This window comes from Candidatus Nanosynbacter sp. TM7-008 (assembly GCF_022828245.2).
In the GTDB taxonomy this organism is placed as follows: domain Bacteria; phylum Patescibacteriota; class Saccharimonadia; order Saccharimonadales; family Saccharimonadaceae; genus Nanosynbacter.
This window is the reverse complement of the sequence record NZ_CP157587.1, coordinates 260,525-276,074: the sequence shown is the minus strand read 5'-3', so window position 1 is coordinate 276,074 and position 15,550 is coordinate 260,525. Positions and strand designations below refer to the sequence as shown.

Annotated in this window: 15 protein-coding genes; 12 read left to right on the top strand and 3 right to left on the bottom strand. The window is 44.4% G+C overall.

Features of this window, described 5'->3' with window-relative positions; genetic code table 11:
• Positions 1–6: 6 nt before the first annotated feature.
• From LRM48_RS01445 to LRM48_RS01410, 8 genes are all read left to right on the top strand, one after another.
• Positions 7–1,050: a permease gene (locus LRM48_RS01445; RefSeq protein WP_129744694.1), complete on the top strand. Its 1,044-nt coding sequence runs from the start codon at positions 7–9 to the stop codon at positions 1,048–1,050.
• On the top strand, positions 1,040–1,774 hold the full coding sequence (locus tag LRM48_RS01440; RefSeq protein ID WP_129744695.1) for a TIGR03943 family putative permease subunit: 735 nt from the start codon (positions 1,040–1,042) through the stop codon (positions 1,772–1,774). The genes LRM48_RS01445 and LRM48_RS01440 overlap by 11 nt, the downstream gene beginning before the upstream one ends.
• A 47-nt stretch (positions 1,775–1,821) precedes the next feature.
• The gene (locus LRM48_RS01435; RefSeq protein ID WP_243812475.1) at positions 1,822–2,235 is read left to right on the top strand and encodes a Fur family transcriptional regulator; all 414 of its coding nucleotides are present in this window, start codon (positions 1,822–1,824) and stop codon (positions 2,233–2,235) included.
• Between the two features lie 376 nt (positions 2,236–2,611).
• Positions 2,612–3,481 (top strand): DNA-processing protein DprA, encoded by an 870-nt coding sequence (dprA, locus tag LRM48_RS01430; RefSeq protein WP_243812476.1) that lies wholly within the window; start codon positions 2,612–2,614, stop codon positions 3,479–3,481.
• 38 nt (positions 3,482–3,519) lie between these two features.
• Positions 3,520–4,206, top strand: coding sequence for a CDP-alcohol phosphatidyltransferase family protein (locus LRM48_RS01425; RefSeq protein ID WP_129744698.1), 687 nt, complete (start codon positions 3,520–3,522; stop codon positions 4,204–4,206).
• Positions 4,207–4,257: 51 nt separating this feature from the next.
• Positions 4,258–6,603 carry a type I DNA topoisomerase gene (gene topA, locus LRM48_RS01420; RefSeq protein ID WP_243812477.1) on the top strand — a complete coding sequence of 782 codons (2,346 nt, stop codon included), beginning with the start codon at positions 4,258–4,260 and terminating at the stop codon, positions 6,601–6,603.
• Positions 6,604–6,804: 201 nt separating this feature from the next.
• Positions 6,805–7,857 carry a sigma factor-like helix-turn-helix DNA-binding protein gene (locus tag LRM48_RS01415; protein WP_129632578.1) on the top strand — a complete coding sequence of 351 codons (1,053 nt, stop codon included), beginning with the start codon at positions 6,805–6,807 and terminating at the stop codon, positions 7,855–7,857.
• A 44-nt stretch (positions 7,858–7,901) separates the two neighbouring features.
• Positions 7,902–10,550 (top strand): type IV secretory system conjugative DNA transfer family protein, encoded by a 2,649-nt coding sequence (locus tag LRM48_RS01410; protein ID WP_243812478.1) that lies wholly within the window; start codon positions 7,902–7,904, stop codon positions 10,548–10,550.
• Positions 10,551–10,553: 3 nt separating this feature from the next.
• Here the strand turns inward: LRM48_RS01410 and LRM48_RS01405 are convergent, their stop codons facing one another.
• Genes LRM48_RS01405 through speD form a run of 3 tightly spaced genes read right to left on the bottom strand, consistent with a single transcriptional unit; the run spans position 10,554 to position 13,124 of the window.
• Positions 10,554–12,080, bottom strand: coding sequence for a polyamine aminopropyltransferase (locus LRM48_RS01405; protein WP_243812479.1), 1,527 nt, complete (start codon positions 12,078–12,080; stop codon positions 10,554–10,556).
• A gap of 11 nt (positions 12,081–12,091) precedes the next feature.
• Positions 12,092–12,778 carry a hypothetical protein gene (locus LRM48_RS01400; RefSeq protein WP_243812480.1) on the bottom strand — a complete coding sequence of 229 codons (687 nt, stop codon included), beginning with the start codon at positions 12,776–12,778 and terminating at the stop codon, positions 12,092–12,094.
• 1 nt (position 12,779) lies between these two features.
• Positions 12,780–13,124, bottom strand: a complete 345-nt coding sequence (gene speD / locus LRM48_RS01395; RefSeq protein WP_243812481.1) for an adenosylmethionine decarboxylase — start codon at positions 13,122–13,124, stop codon at positions 12,780–12,782.
• A 271-nt stretch (positions 13,125–13,395) separates the two neighbouring features.
• On the opposite strand from speD, the gene LRM48_RS01390 reads away from it, so the two are divergent.
• Genes LRM48_RS01390 through LRM48_RS01375 form a run of 4 tightly spaced genes read left to right on the top strand, consistent with a single transcriptional unit; the run spans position 13,396 to position 15,463 of the window.
• The gene (locus tag LRM48_RS01390) at positions 13,396–14,412 is read left to right on the top strand and encodes a hypothetical protein (protein ID WP_243812482.1); all 1,017 of its coding nucleotides are present in this window, start codon (positions 13,396–13,398) and stop codon (positions 14,410–14,412) included.
• A gap of 5 nt (positions 14,413–14,417) precedes the next feature.
• Entirely contained in the window at positions 14,418–14,501 is an 84-nt protein-coding gene (locus LRM48_RS01385; protein WP_426303693.1) for a hypothetical protein, read from the top strand.
• Positions 14,502–14,544: 43 nt separating this feature from the next.
• The gene (locus LRM48_RS01380; protein WP_243812483.1) at positions 14,545–15,117 is read left to right on the top strand and encodes a CAP domain-containing protein; all 573 of its coding nucleotides are present in this window, start codon (positions 14,545–14,547) and stop codon (positions 15,115–15,117) included.
• A gap of 52 nt (positions 15,118–15,169) precedes the next feature.
• Positions 15,170–15,463, top strand: coding sequence for a hypothetical protein (locus tag LRM48_RS01375; protein ID WP_243812484.1), 294 nt, complete (start codon positions 15,170–15,172; stop codon positions 15,461–15,463).
• Positions 15,464–15,550 lie beyond the last annotated feature (87 nt).

Genomic DNA, 15,550 nt, shown 5'->3' with positions numbered 1-15,550 from the left:
TTATATATGGCACAAAAATCGCCAGATGGTCGCATAAAAAAGTTTTTATCAGCCAACAGCGAATTGATCGGTTGGGTGGTTTTTGGCGTCCTTATAATTTCTATTTATCAATTCAGCTCGCGATTCGGCGTTATGTTATTAAACGGAGAATTTGCAGAATGGTGCAATAAATTACTTCCGTCATTACAAGATTTCATCACGCTGACGCTAAGCGTAATTGTCGAGGCGGTCCCATTTTTAATTTTAGGAATTATCATATCCGCGCTTATCAGATACTTTTTATCATCAAAAGACGTCTTCAAAATATTGCCAAAAAACGCCTTTCTCCGACGAATTGCGCTCTCTATGATCGGGCTAATTTTACCCGTATGTGAATGCGGCAACGTGCCAATTGCACGTAGCTTAATAGCAAATGGACTGAAACCTGCCGACGTTATTAGCTTTCTTTTCGCCGCGCCAATCTTAAACCCGATAACCATAATTTCAACCATGACCGCCTTCAGTTTTGACACCCGAATGGTTTGGTGGCGAATTATTTTTGCGCTAATTATCGTACAAATAACCGCTTTTATCGTCAGCTTTTTTAAGGAAGATTCCATTGTCAATCCAGAGTTTGAAAAACTTTGCCACCCTCATAATCACGGTTCAAAATTGTCAAACATATTCAGCTCATCACGCAATGAATTCTGGCAATTATTTACTATGTTGGTCTTAGGTGCCAGCATCGCAGCCGCCACGCAAATCTTCGTTCCGCGATTCATCATAAACGCTGTCGGTGGCGACATCTTCTTATCTGTCATATCCATGATCACGCTAAGTTTCATCATTTCGATATGCTCCAGCATCGACGCGTTCTTCGCACTGGCTTACGTGCGAAATTTCACGACAGGCTCAATTTTATCTTTCTTGCTATTCGGACCGATGATAGACATAAAAATGATTACGCTATTAAAAACGACTTTTCGCTGGAAATTTATTGCAACAATTACCTTAACCGTATTCGCCTTATCGCTAATTGTCGGACTGGGAGTTAATTTATATGTACGCTAACCTTGCAAGATCAATTGGCGGAATTGTCGTTTGCGCATATATTTTGCTATTAGCTTGGCGTGACCAACTCGGCTTTTATGTTCATCCACGCTATCACACATTCGCGGTCATAATTAGCGTAATCGGCGTTATACTTTTGCTTATTGATATAATGTTGCAATTAAAAAATAAATCCGCAAAAGACAAAACTAGAATTGGCTTGAAAAAAATTACCCCGATATCTTATTTTGCAATAATTATATTATCAGTCGGATATATATTACCACCAAAGCCACTCTCTCCAAGCAGTCTCGCGCAAAAAGAAAGTCCTGCGATTATTGAACCTGAAAGCCGCTGCGAAGCACCTCAACCAAAAGAAGGCTCTTCTACAATCTCAATAAACCGCTGGAAAACCGCAATAAATTCCTGTAAAGAAGCCTCTTATTTTAACGGCAAAGATATCACCGTTACTGGCTTCGTTTCAAATGATCTGTTAAAAAACTACGGCTATAATTACTTCAATATTGCCAGATACGTCATAAGTTGCTGCACTGTTGACAGCGTGCCTATGAAAATCCTGATCGAGAAAAACTTTTCGACAGATTACCCAGATGGAACATGGCTAATCGTCAAAGGCAAATTGTCACAGAAAATTGTTAATAGCCAAGCCGAATACGTCATAACCGACGCACACATCACAAAAATCAACCAACCCAAATATCCTTATGAATTGCTCGGGCTGTAAGTCTATTGCACACTTGTTGCAATAAGTTATAAACTATTGATAACACTATGCTAAATGAAATATTTGAACGCCACAGTCTTCGCCTGACAAAACCACGCCAGCAAGTATTTGATATCCTGCGAAATTCAGATGCGCCTCTTACGGTCGGCGATATTGCGAAAAACTGCAAAAACATTAGCCGTGCCAGCATTTACCGTACGCTGCTAATGTTCGATACTCTGAACATTATAAACACTATAACTATTGGCTGGAAGAATTATTACGAGTTGGCGGAACCTTTTATACCACATCATCACCATCTATACTGCATCAATTGTCAAAATGCCGAACCCATACAATCACAAGAACTCGAAAAACTCATAGATCTCATCGGTAAAAAACATAATTTCATAGTCACAAAACACCACTTTGAGCTGGAAGGTATTTGCGAAAAATGCCGACATATTATAGAAAATAAATAATTTTTCCCAACAAAAAAGCGCCAGGTAAGGGTGGGCATCACCTGACGCTTTTTTACCCTTCAACCCACCCGAGCTACCGTATCAGCGAAGCGTCGCGACTAAAACTCCAAAAGTCCGCGCCTGACTATTATCAACACCAATTAGTGCTCGCCTCAACGGATGTCGCCTTTGAAAAAGGGCAGTTAAAGGGGTTAGTATGCGCGTAACGTTGAACCGCAAAAAGTGGAGGGTAAGAATACTTAATGCCATTGCGCGCAACCTAACATATAGTTAGAATAGGGGGTATAAGGTGCGTTTGGTTAATGATTACTTAACCAATCGTCCTTGATTATAGCAAACATTTGACAAAGTGTCAATACTTTTTACCACATTTTTTATGGAAATCAATAGAATTACACCAGATGAGCATATTTTCTCCCAGATATTAGCACATATTGCCAATCCACCAAAAAGCTTATGTTATATGGGAAAATTGCCAGAAACAAATGCGCCCGTCGTATCAATCGTCGGGTCCCGCAAGCCGTCTGCCTACGGAAAAGAAGTCACCGAGCGATTGGCAACAGATCTGGCAAAAGCTGGGTGTGTAATCGTGAGCGGGCTGGCGCTAGGAGTGGACTGCATTGCCCAAAAAGCTGCGATTGAAGCTGGCGGAACGGTCGTGGCGGTCGTTCCAAACGAGCTTCCTGATATTTCACCGCGGACCAATTATCAATTAGCCATGAGCATCATAGAGCAAGGTGGCGCGGTCGTTTCGGAATGGATGAAGGGCGATAATAAAATAGTCAATCGTTGGAGCTTTCTGGAGCGTAATCGGCTGGTTAGCGGGCTAGCTGACGGAATTATTATCACTGAAGCCGCCGAGCGAAGCGGCACATTAAACACAGCCTCGCATGCACTGAATCAGGGAAGAGATTTGTTTGTAGTTCCCGGAAACATAACCAGCCCGTTGTCGGCTGGCTGCAATACTTTATTAAAACAAGGGGCGTATTTGGTGACAGACGCCGACGATGTTTTATCAATCATCGCGCCAGAGAAATTGCAAAAAGACAACGGCCAAGAATTAGCAGCCAGCGCAACAATTGAAGAGGCTATTATCATAAAACTCATCTCAGAAGGACTGCGCGACGGCGACGAAATTCAACAAAAATCAGGATTATCCGCGTCAGATTTTGCCACGGCGTTAACTATGCTGGAAATCAACGGTGTTATCAAACCTCTCGGGGCGAACAACTGGACATTACGATAATATTGCTACTTTGACAAATTGATGTTATTATACGAACTATGAAAAAAGCCCGAGAAACATCTCCTACCGTCCGTAAAGTCGCCAAAGACGTTTTTACCATCCCTAATTTGATAAGCGTGACTGGCGCCGCTTTAGCGATGCACGGATCTGAGAAAATCGATACACCCGAAGGGCTGGCGGAATGCGTGGTCGGGCGATTAGCTGACGTCTTGGACGGCAAAGTAGCGCGCATGACAGGGCAAACTAGCAATTTTGGAGCAGCCTTAGATGCCATAACAGACAAAATAGTTATGGCAAAAATCCTCTATGAAATGGATAAAAAAAAGTTGGCTCCAAAGAAAGTTATTGACATTGTTGCGGTGCTAAACTTGATAAACGCCCTAGCTACGGGAATCGCTAATTTACGTAGTGACGAGAAAACCGAAACTCGACCGACTAAATCAGGGAAGGTGGGGCTAGCTATGGAGACAGCAGCCTTAGTCGCTTATGCCGCCGCCGAATTAGTAGACAAGCGAACCGACAATCCAAAGCCCGCCGAGATTCTACGCAAACTAGGAGCTGGAGCATTCGCCGCTTCGCTTCTGCCCGCTGCACACGCAACATGCACCTACATAGAACGAGCGATTAACGGCAACGCGGAAAAAGAAAAACCACGCCAAATAGCAGATGTCAATCGCACCCTCGGATCAATGGCAATGCTCGGTCGCCTCAGCGGTCGCTCGTAATAATTCACTTTGCGGTTGTAGCCAGATAGTGATTTGTTATAATATAAAGTTATGAAAAATCTCGTTATCGTCGAGTCACCAGCCAAAGCTAAAACCATCGAGAAATATCTCGGCAAGGATTTTCACGTCCTGTCCAGCGTGGGGCATATTCGCTCGATTGTTAAAAAGACGAAGGATGGAACGCCGCCGATTGACGTGGCTAACGATTTTTTCGCAATTTACGAAGTTGATCCTGAAAAAAAGAAAGTTATCACTGAGCTTAAAAGAAACGTCAAGGCAGTCGGCAAGGAAAATGTTTGGCTCGCAACCGATGAAGACCGCGAAGGAGAGGCTATTGCTTGGCATTTATGTAAGGTGCTGGATCTTCCTATTGAAACAACTAAGCGAATTGTCTTTCACGAGATCACCAAAGACGCCATAACTAATGCAATTAAGAATCCGCGAACCGTTGATATGAATTTGGTTCAGGCGCAACAAGCCAGGCAAATCCTCGACCGACTGGTTGGCTTTGAACTTAGTCCAGTCGTCTGGCAGAAAGTTCCGGGCGGAAAATCGGCTGGTCGCGTTCAGAGTCCAGCGGTGCGATTACTAGTCGAGCGCGAACGAGAAATTATGAAGTTTGAGGGCAACTCTCAGTTCAAAGTTACCGCCATTTTTATTCACGATAATCAAGAATTCAAGGCCGAACTTAATCAAAAATTCGATACAGAAGAAGCAGCGAACGAGTTCTTAAATAGTCTGAAACCTGCCGAATTTGTTGTTAGCGATATCTCAAAAACCCCCGGAACGCGCAATCCAGCGGCACCATTTACCACGTCAACCTTGCAACAGGAGGCCAACTCTAAGCTTGGTTTCAGCTCCAAAGCAACCATGGCTTCGGCACAAAAGCTATACCAAGACGGAAAAATCACCTATATGCGTACCGACTCGGTGAATTTGAGCGGTCAAGCCATCGCGGCGGCCACCGATTTTATCAAGCGTCTTTACGGTCCAGATTACTCAACGGTTCGCAAATTTAAGACCAAATCTGCGTCTGCCCAAGAAGCTCACGAAGCCATTCGCCCGACAGACATCACTCTGGAAACCGCATCTAATAATAGCTATGACCAGAAATTATACGACCTAATTCGACGCCGAACTTTAGCGTCGCAAATGTCGCCAGCGAAACTAGAAAAAACAACTATTACAATTGATATCAAAGGTGATAAATTACCTAAGAGCAAAAAGCCCGCTCAGTTTGAGGCAAAGGGCGAAGTCATTACGTTTGACGGATTTTTGCGCGTTTACGGCGGCAATAAAGATGAGCTTCTACCGAAGTTACAATCTGGCGATGAAGTCAATTCTCACGATATTACGGCTCGTCAAACATTTACACGACCGCCAGCTCGCTACACTGAAGGATCGTTAGTTAAGAAGCTGGAGGAACTTGGAATTGGGCGTCCATCCACATACGCCACAATTATCGACACCGTGCAAACTCGCGGCTATGTTGAAAAAGGTGACAGTGAAGGTCAGCCACGAGATGTGATTGTCCTGAACTATAACGGCGAGGAAGTTAGTAGAAGTATTGTCCAGGAAAAAACTGGCTCGACACGCGGCAAACTTATTCCAACGCCGAGCGGCGAACTGATTGCCGATTTCCTGACGGACCACTTTACACAAATTGTCGATTACGATTTTACCGCCAACGTCGAGACAGAATTTGACAAAATTGCTGGCGCCAATCTGAAAAAAAGCGCAATGCTGCACGGATTTTACATGCCTTTCCATAAATTGATCGAGCAATCTGGCGGGATCGACCGAAGCAAAGTCGGCGCTAATCGCGAAGTGGGAATTGACCCGAAGACGAATAAACCGATTATTGCGCGATTTGGGCGATTCGGTCCAATGTTACAGCTTGGCGAAACTGACGGCGACGAAAAGCCGCGTTTTGCGCCGCTGCCAAAGGGCACGAAAATTGAGACAGTTACTCTGGAGCAAGCACTGGAAATGTTCAAGTTGCCACGCATCGTCGGACAAACAGAGGACGGGCAAGATATTAAGGCGAATATTGGACGATTCGGTCCATACATTCAAGTTGGCAAATTGTTCGTTTCCATTAAGCCGGAAGATCCGCATAGCATTACTTTAGAAAAAGCGCGTGAACTTTACGCCGCCAAATTAGAAGCCGAAGCCGCTAAGAATATCGCCGAATTCCCGGATGGAGTTAAAGTTCTTAATGGACGATTCGGTCCATACATCACCAACGGCACTAAAAATGTCAAAATCCCTAAAGATACGGATCCGAAAACTATTACTCACGAAAAAGCTCTGGAGCTATTAAGCGCCACAACAGCGAAACCAACTCGCAAACGCGTAGTTAAAAAAGCCACCAAAACATCCACTAAAAAGAAATAGCGCTTTCCATACTATCCAATAATTCCGGATAATAAAAACTCTTCATATAATCTATTGCAAAAAACGTAAAATAAATGCTATAATTTATATCAGCAATTATGGCATTTATCTATTGACTTTTGTCAAATGCAATTGTATAATTAAAAACATATTTTCAATCAATATAACCTGTGGTGAGGCAGAGAGGATGTTTCTAGTAGCATGAGCGAGACAGCAAAAACCGAGCAAAGCGCCAAATTAAATTCTGTCGTCGATACTATTATTTCTAAGATTCCGCAAGAGCGCGAGAAGGAAATTATTTCTCGACGATTTGGTTTGTATGACCGAAAAGAAACGTTAGAGTTAATTGGCGATATGTTCGGCATTACTCGCGAGCGCGTTCGTCAGCTAGAAAAAGCAATTTTAACGCGTCTACGTGCAGCTGTCGCCGAGGGAGAACTTCCTTCGGTTATTGCTATGGAAAAAGAAATCACTTCAAGTTTGTCTGAGATGGGACGAGTTGCGCGCATGCAAGATTTGGCGTCACATTTTCTCGGTAAAGAAGCTACTGCAATTGACCGCGCTCGTGTGGCGTTCATTTCTGAGCTAGCAGAAAACATCACAATTGTTACAGAGAATGACGATTATTACCAGGCAGCAGCAATTGACACTCTCGGCAATGAAAAGCAAATTAGAGCACGAGTTGAAGAGGTTGTCAAAACGATCAAAAAACACGGCGAGCCCGTTACTGCGGAAGAATTGCACAAAAAATTGGACTATGAACATCCTTCAAACATTGCAGCCTTGGCTACCGTCAGTAAAAAATTGGCTAGCTTAAACGATCAGTGGGGACTAGCCAAATGGCCAGCGGTCAACCCAAAGAACATTCGCGATAAAATCTACGTTGTTCTGGACACGAATGGCTCACCGATGCATTTTTCCGACATTGCCAAAGGAATTCGGGACAGCGAATTTAACCGCCGAAGCGTCACGACGCAGGCAATTCACAATGAACTCATTAAAGACAAGCGCTTTGTTCTAATTGGTCGCGGGATTTACGCACTCGCTAGCTGGGGCTACAGCCGCGGAACTGTAGCAGATATCATCACCGATATTTTGAAGAATTCCGAAACTCCGCTTCACCGTGATGAGATCGTTCGTCAAGTCCTCGACAAACGACAAGTTAAAGAAACCACCATTCTACTAAACCTTCAATCAAAGCCACAATTCAAACGCGTCGCTAAAGCCACATACGTTTTTGAAGAAGCCGCTTAAGCTAAGTTGCAAACTTCTTTCAGAGGTGAGATAATTTACACATAATGCAGATTATTTCTTGGATCATCAGCACACTATTGCAATGGTACGTTTGGATGCCAATCGTGGCAGTCCTGATGTTTTTGACGTGGCGGAATTATCGGAAGATCGAAGATTTTACCCCAGTTGAGAGCGTGCTTTTAATTCTGGAAATCCCACGCACCAACGACAAGCAAGAACTTGCCGCCGAGCAGCTATTCGCTTCACTACACGGAATTCTTCGCGATAATAAAGAATTGCGATTATCTGGTGGACACCAGGAGCACATCAGCTTTGAAATCGCCTCAGTCAATGGGCAAATTCGCTTTTACGTTTGGGTGCCAAAAACCTTGCAGAGCTTTGTCGAAGGACAGATTTATTCTCAATATCCAACCGTTCAAATTCACCAAGCCGACGAAGATTACACCGAGCACGAGCGCAACCACGAAGTTGCTTACTCGACAGAATTGACATTAACCACAGATGAATTTCTCCCGATTCGCACCTTCCAAAACTTTGAAGTCGACCCGCTGGCAGGCATTACGGGCACGCTGGCGAAATTGGAAACCACCGGTGAAGAATTGTGGATTCAGGTGCTAGTCAGACCAATTCCTGACGACTGGCAAAACGCCGCTGACCGATATATCAATAGCATAAAAAATGGACGAATATTCTCCTTGCCGGGGTTTGGCGGCAGCATGCAGTGGTTAATCGGCATACTTGGCGCGTTATGGCAACCGCCAGAGCAGGGAGTTGGGCAATCAACCAAAATCGAGCTGTCAGATCGCGATAAAACTCGCATTTCTGAAGCAGAGAAAAAAGCAACCAAGCTCGGCTACGAGGTAAAAATTCGCTTGGTTTATATGGGCGAAAGTCAGACGAACGCTAAGCTTCGTATGCAGGCGCTTGTCGGTACATTTAAGCAGTTCAACTCGACAAATCTCAACGGATTTCACGCTGTCAAAGGCGCGTTTGGTAAAGAATTTATTGATAAATATCGCAAGCGTTCGTTCATCGGCGACGGTTTTATCTTAAATATAGAAGAATTGGCGTCAGTTTTTCACTTGCCACACACCAACGTTGAAACGCCAAATATAGTTTGGGCGAGCTCCAAAACCGCAGAACCGCCATCCAAATTGCCAGTCTTAACCGGCGAAGACGTCAACGACGACCAAATTTCCGCCTTTGGCGTCACCAACTTCCGCGGCATCAGCCACCAATTCGGCATGTTACGCTATGACCGCTCACGCCACGTTTACATAATCGGGCAAACGGGCGCCGGAAAAAGTGGACTATTAGAGCTCTTCGCCTTAAGCGACATTTTCCATAATCAAGGATATGCCATCATCGACCCGCACGGCGACTTCGCAATCAACAACATGAAATTTATCCCCGGCAGCCGATTAAACGACGTAATCTATTTCAATCCAGCCGACACCGCGTATCCTCTGGGATTCAACCCGCTAGAAGTCACGAACCCGAACCAAAAAACCAACATCTCATCAGAGATCATCGGCGTTTTGAAGCGTATTTTCGGCGATTCGTGGGGACCGCGACTTGAGTATATTTTGCGATACACTATTTTAGCTTTGCTGGATCGACCAGAAGCGACAATGCTTGACATTACTCGTATGCTAACAGATAAGGAATTCCGAAAAGAAACGCTGACTTATTGCCAAGACACCGTGGTTTTGCAATTCTGGAATGTCGAATTTGCTAGCTGGAATGACAAGTTTGTCGCCGAGGCAATTGCACCAGTCTTAAATAAAGTCGGGGCTTTCACTGCCAATCCAATCATCCGCAACATCATTGGGCAGCCGAAATCCACGTTCAATATTCGCCAGATTATGGACGAAGGAAAGATTCTAATTGTCAATCTGTCCAAAGGTCTTATCGGTGAAGATAATGCTGCCATCCTCGGTTCGTTTTTGGTCACGAAAATTCAGCTTGCCGCCATGTCTCGAAGCGACATTCCTGACGTGCGCGACCGCCGCCCGTTCTATCTTTACGTCGACGAGTTCCAGAACTTCGCCACCGATTCGTTTGCGACTATTCTGTCCGAGGCTCGAAAATATGGCCTTAATTTGACCGTTGCCAACCAGTACATTTCCCAGATGAGCGACACGGTTCGCGATGCAGTTTTCGGCAACGTCGGCACCATGATTTCTTTCCGAGTTTCTGCTGACGATGCACCGATTCTTGCCAAGCAATTCGAGCCGAACTTCGAGGCAATCGACCTGCTTCAAATGCACAATCGTAATTTTGTTGTCAATATGGTTATCGGTGGCGAGAAAACTCCCGCGTTTTCTGCCCGCACATTGGAACTTCCGCCAAGCCAAGCCGACAACACGCCGCACATTATCGAACATTCACGTCGCATGTATTCGCGAAACAGGGAAGATGTCGAGAAGGAAATTGACGCCGCAATAAAGCCTGTTCGCAATCAGAAAAAACAGCCGGCCAAACCTCAACCGCAGCCTGCAAACAACGCTCCAGCGGTCAATAGCCAACCGGAAAAGCCACAGCCTACAGCTAACGACGGTGAAGTTGTTCTGCAAATTCGCAGCAATGATAACGTGACCACAGAAACCGTAGTCAATACAGTTACACCGCTAGCTTCAGCCACACCAAAAAGACGACGTCGCCGACGAAAAAAGAACACTACCGCCGACTAAAAACTATTCGTATCGCCACTGACGCATATCGGAATTGTAAACGTCGGTAATTCGCGGAGAAACCAACGTAGAAGTCGGTCCAGATGGCACCGATACGGCGTTTTGTTTAGTCAGAAAGGTGAGTAGTTTCTGGTTTTGATATCGTAGGTTTTTCGGTAATGGCTGACTAGCCACAACCTCGGCTCGCGGCGTAGACATCACAAAACCCCACTCACCAAATGATGGCACATTGATCGAAAACGCCGTCACATATCGCTCTGGATGAGACGATTTGACGGTGTTTGCCACCATATAAAAAGCGTGCGGAGAGAAAAACGAAGACGTCGCCTGAGTCACCATAACGCCACGCTCCGTTAAAATATTACCGATTTGACGATATAATTGCTCAGAATACAATTTGGCTAATTTCTCATTCGACGGATCCACCAAATCAATCAACACAACATCATATTTATCCTTGGTAGAGAAGGCGAATTGGAAAGCGTCTTGATTGACAATGGAAACGCGCGGGTCGTGCAGTGAACGCTGATTTATATCAGTGAGAAGATGATTAGTTTTCGCCAGATTAGTCATCACCTCGTCGATATCAACCAACGTAATATGCTCAACGCTGGAATATTTCAAAACGTCCCGAGTCAACAACCCATCGCCGCCACCCATAATCAGCACGCGCTTCGGATTAGCGACTGAAGACAGAGCGGAAGCAGACAGTGTTTCGTGATAGCGCGCTTCGTCAAGACTGGAAAACTGCAGATTGCGATTCAAAAACAACCTCGTGTCATTATTATATCTAGTCAGGACAATTTTCTGATACGGCGTCTGCTGCTGCCACATCACCGGATCTTTATACGTTCGTTTGTCAATTCCGTGCTCAATTTCCGTCGCATAAATAAAGAATCCCAAAAGCAACATTGTTGCAATAACGCTAATTGTCATTACAATTTTCGACGCTTTCATTTGCTTAAGAATCAGAACCGCAACGCCAATATTCAAAGCTGCCACCAGGTATGCGCTACGCATTAAGCCAAGATATGGAAGCATAACGAGCGGGAATAATAGCGACGCAATTAACGCCCCAAAATAATCGAGTGCTAAAATCTTACTAAATAATTTCACCGAAGACTTGCGCCCGAATTCCTGAAACATCTTCATTAAAAGCGGAATTTCCAACCCGATACAAATACCAATTGCCAAACTTATGACGGCAAAAATCAGCCAATGCGAACGCGTAAAAACGAATCCCAAATACATCAGCATCACCGAATTTCCGCCAATTAATCCCAGAATAATTTCGTTCGCTGCGAAGCTGGTTGCTGGATGAAGCTTGATGTAATTGACCAGCAATGAGCCAATTCCCATACCGAACAGCGTCACGCCCGTCGCCAGACTAAAGCTCAAAATCGAATCGCCCACCAGATACGACGCAGCTGCACCTAAAATCAGCTCATAAATAATTCCGCCAATTGCTACCAAAATTGCCGCCGCAAATAAAGCAACTTGCTCCCGTTTTTTCGTACTTGATTGTGACATTATAACTCCTTTTATTTACCAAGCCCGCCACTGCTGCCGCCGTAAACACTGCGCGATCCGCCGTGACCTCCGCCATTACTATTGTCGGAATTGTTGTCAAAGATGAATGCAAACAAAATAATGGCGATAAATATGACAATAAATATAATCGTCGTCCAGTCAATCGGTTTAATGGTTCTGCCGAACAGCTCCTTTTGTTCTTTATCGCTCAATTGAACCTTACGGTAAGCGTCGTATTCGCGATTATTATACTTCTCAATCGTGATCAACTGACGGTTTTTCGGCGCGCCAGTATCCCTCAAAGTAGCGTACGCCATCAGTTCTTTCGGGAAAACTTGGTACGTGTTTTTGCCCTTGATATTCATAATTTCGCCAATTCCAACCTCATCAACCACCACAACGTGGTCCTTGCCATCCTGTTCAGAAACGGTGAACGATTGACCCTTTTTCAATTGCGTTGGATCAATTGCCTGAGTAAAACGAATCGGCTCATACAGAGAAACGGTTTGATCACTGTGATCATATTCCACCCAGCTATCATAATCAGCCAACCCTGTAATCTCCCACTCTTCCCAATAGTAAAATCGCTTGTCTTTCTTATCCCATTCGCGAAAAAGCAAACAGCCAACAACTCGTAAATTCGTCTTCTTGCCGGTCAAAATCTGGTTAATTTTAAGTCGCGCCTTGGTTCGTTTCATATTACAATGCCATTTCTTTCATAATTATGTTTTTTGCACCCAGCAGCCGTGCAACCAACTCTTTTATTTGTTGCAATTTATCATCATCCAGCATTTTACAAGTTGTCATCGCTATATATGCCACGCCACTTTCCGGCCACGTATGAATAGCAATATGCGATTCCGACAAAAGCAGGGCAGCGCTGATTCCTTGCGGGGAAAATTGATGCATCACCGATTCCAAAGAATGCAAGCCCGCCAATTCCGTAACATTTCTTAACATTTTCTGCAGCTCATCCGCGTCATTAAGCAAGGCAGAATCAACTTCGCTCACTTTTATGGTTATAGATTGAGCCGCGGCATGCATATTATAGTAATTATATCATTTCTAGGGTGTTGGGAATAAAGGTAAAACGCGGTTCTTAGGGAATATCGGTATTTAGATTGTTGGGGAATTATAACCAAATAATACAGAAAAAATCCCCGAATCCCATTACCGGGATTTAAGTGGGGATTCTTCTGATTCTACTATAGCAAACACTCCTCAAACTGCCAACGATCAAATAGCCTGTAAATTTCTTAGAAGACAGACAATAGGGCGAAATACTCTCTATGAGGGCAACATAAGAAAAGCCCCTGTGACGCCAGGGGAACTTATCGAACCTGGTTATAACACAGAGACTTCTGATCGTAATATAGCACGAGAAGCTCAAAATATCAATGATGAGAATGATCACGCCACAACAAGAAAATCCCCCATGGAGCCAGCAGGGACGAACCCGTCAACTGAGTTACACCATCTAGGGGATTCTCATGTAGATAGTGTAACAAATAATACAACAGGGAGCAATACTCTTTATGAAGGTAACGTGCGAAGCCAAGAAAAAAGCCGTCCAGGCGACCTTAATAGTGCGCCCCGTGGACAAGCCAAACGGGGACTGGGCGACTTTTCTAGTGAAAATATAGCACAAGAGATTAAAGATGTCGATACCACCAGCCCTGAATCTCAGGCATATGGAGGAACTACCAGTAGAGGTGGATATAATCGTGATCATATAAATATAGTAACTAGCCCAGGCGAGACTGGCAGATACAATACAGCTACAATAGCTGATTTTAATGGGAATATAAGCTTAAAGAACATCTCACCAAGAAGAGAAGGAGAAATAAAAAATCTCTCCCAACAACGAGAAGAGATTTCGAGAGCTTCGGATGGGGGCGCAAATGTTGTTCCATCATCCACCAATAGCGATAGCTATGTCGGCGGCGCGCCAGTTTCCGCCGGTCGGAGCTCTGATGGTGCCAATATAGCACAAGAAGCCCAAAATGTCAATGAGGTAGATAAATTAGGCAATGTGTTAGCTTATGATATTTCAGACATAAGAAAATCGACTGGGCGCGGACTCGATGGTTCCGCCATTAGCGCAGATGCGCTTGACCAGTCGATTGACAAATCTAGTATACCAAACAACCCTCAAGATGTCAATGACGAGAACAGCCATATTACATGTTCCATGGAGTCGGCAGAGGCGAACCAGTACAATACCAAGAAAAACGAATTAAAGAGTTCATGGAATAGGGCAGAAGGTCAATTTAACGACCAGACGCGCCTAAACCTGCACCACAGCCAGTACAGCAGCAACACTATCGTGTAGGCGCAATCTGTCGTGATGGCTGGCGATCATACGCTACTGGAAGGGGAACTTGTTCGCATCATGGCGGTGTGAGCCAGTGGTTATATTAAACTACATCTTGACAAAATATCTCTGTTATGCTAACGTGTAAGCATGAAAAAAGCTATAGTCATCACCATCATTTTAGCGCTTGTAGCGGGCGTTGGCGGTGGAGTATGGCTAAAGACCCGTTTGGACGCTCAGGCAGCTGCTGGAGTGGCTCAGGAGCAAGCAGAGGAGCAACCGAAGAGTAAGTATGATGTTGGACCAGCAGACCCTACTGAGTTATTAGAGCTAGTTAACGCTGAACGCCAGCGTATAGGTGTGGCGCCGTTGGAGTTTGATGAAAGCATGCAAAGGTCAGCTCAGCTCAAGGCAGATGATATGATTACCAAAGACTATAGACAGCATATCATACCTGGGCTAGGTGATATGTACACGCAAGAAATGCGCTATCTAATATATCAACGGGCTAAATGCTCTCATAGTAGTGAAAATTATTATACTGGCGCATATCATCCAAAGTCAGATGTTTTTGTATCGACCAGTAGAGAAGCATTTAACGGATGGATGAGTTCTAAGCCTCACAGAGAAGCTATACAAGATCCTAAGTACAAAAAGACGGGATTTGGTGTTAGTACCAACAACACAACCCTAGTAGCAGTCCAGCACTTCTGTCAAATCTAAATAACATCTTCTACTAAGTCTCTCTCCTTATATAAAAATAAGGAGATTTTTTATGCAAGGAAATGAATCGCTCCGACAGTACCTTCAGTACCATGCGAACAATCACCCGTCAGCCGCTAAACGAGCAGAAGCACAAGCCCTACTAAATAAGGTCGGAGACGACGGTAAGCTGGACGGTAATTTTTTAACAGGTCAGCGTGGTGGATTTCTGGGAATGGGAACCCGCGAGCAAACATCAAACGGGATATACAGCTTCAACTCTGAATCGTTCAGTCAATCCGTGGTGGATGAATTCATATGCCAGTTAGCGAGACAGGTACAACAAAAAAACAGGCCTACCGCCTGAATCTTTTGCAGAAACATTTTAGCTAATGCTTTATTTTAACCTGTAGTGTTATATTGAAGTACCGAAACGGTACAGTAGAAGTATATA

Excerpts from the sequence above, each read along its gene's own strand:
- LRM48_RS01445 (WP_129744694.1), top strand. The coding sequence starts at position 7 with ATGGCACAAAAATCGCCAGATGGTCGCATAAAAAAGTTTTTATCAGCC.
- LRM48_RS01440 (WP_129744695.1), top strand. The coding sequence starts at position 1,040 with ATGTACGCTAACCTTGCAAGATCAATTGGCGGAATTGTCGTTTGCGCA.
- LRM48_RS01435 (WP_243812475.1), top strand. The coding sequence starts at position 1,822 with ATGCTAAATGAAATATTTGAACGCCACAGTCTTCGCCTGACAAAACCA.
- dprA (WP_243812476.1), top strand. The coding sequence starts at position 2,612 with ATGGAAATCAATAGAATTACACCAGATGAGCATATTTTCTCCCAGATA.
- LRM48_RS01425 (WP_129744698.1), top strand. The coding sequence starts at position 3,520 with ATGAAAAAAGCCCGAGAAACATCTCCTACCGTCCGTAAAGTCGCCAAA.
- topA (WP_243812477.1), top strand. The coding sequence starts at position 4,258 with ATGAAAAATCTCGTTATCGTCGAGTCACCAGCCAAAGCTAAAACCATC.
- LRM48_RS01415 (WP_129632578.1), top strand. The coding sequence starts at position 6,805 with ATGAGCGAGACAGCAAAAACCGAGCAAAGCGCCAAATTAAATTCTGTC.
- LRM48_RS01410 (WP_243812478.1), top strand. The coding sequence starts at position 7,902 with ATGCAGATTATTTCTTGGATCATCAGCACACTATTGCAATGGTACGTT.
- LRM48_RS01405 (WP_243812479.1), bottom strand. The coding sequence starts at position 12,080 with ATGTCACAATCAAGTACGAAAAAACGGGAGCAAGTTGCTTTATTTGCG.
- LRM48_RS01400 (WP_243812480.1), bottom strand. The coding sequence starts at position 12,778 with ATGAAACGAACCAAGGCGCGACTTAAAATTAACCAGATTTTGACCGGC.
- speD (WP_243812481.1), bottom strand. The coding sequence starts at position 13,124 with ATGCATGCCGCGGCTCAATCTATAACCATAAAAGTGAGCGAAGTTGAT.
- LRM48_RS01380 (WP_243812483.1), top strand. The coding sequence starts at position 14,545 with ATGAAAAAAGCTATAGTCATCACCATCATTTTAGCGCTTGTAGCGGGC.
- LRM48_RS01375 (WP_243812484.1), top strand. The coding sequence starts at position 15,170 with ATGCAAGGAAATGAATCGCTCCGACAGTACCTTCAGTACCATGCGAAC.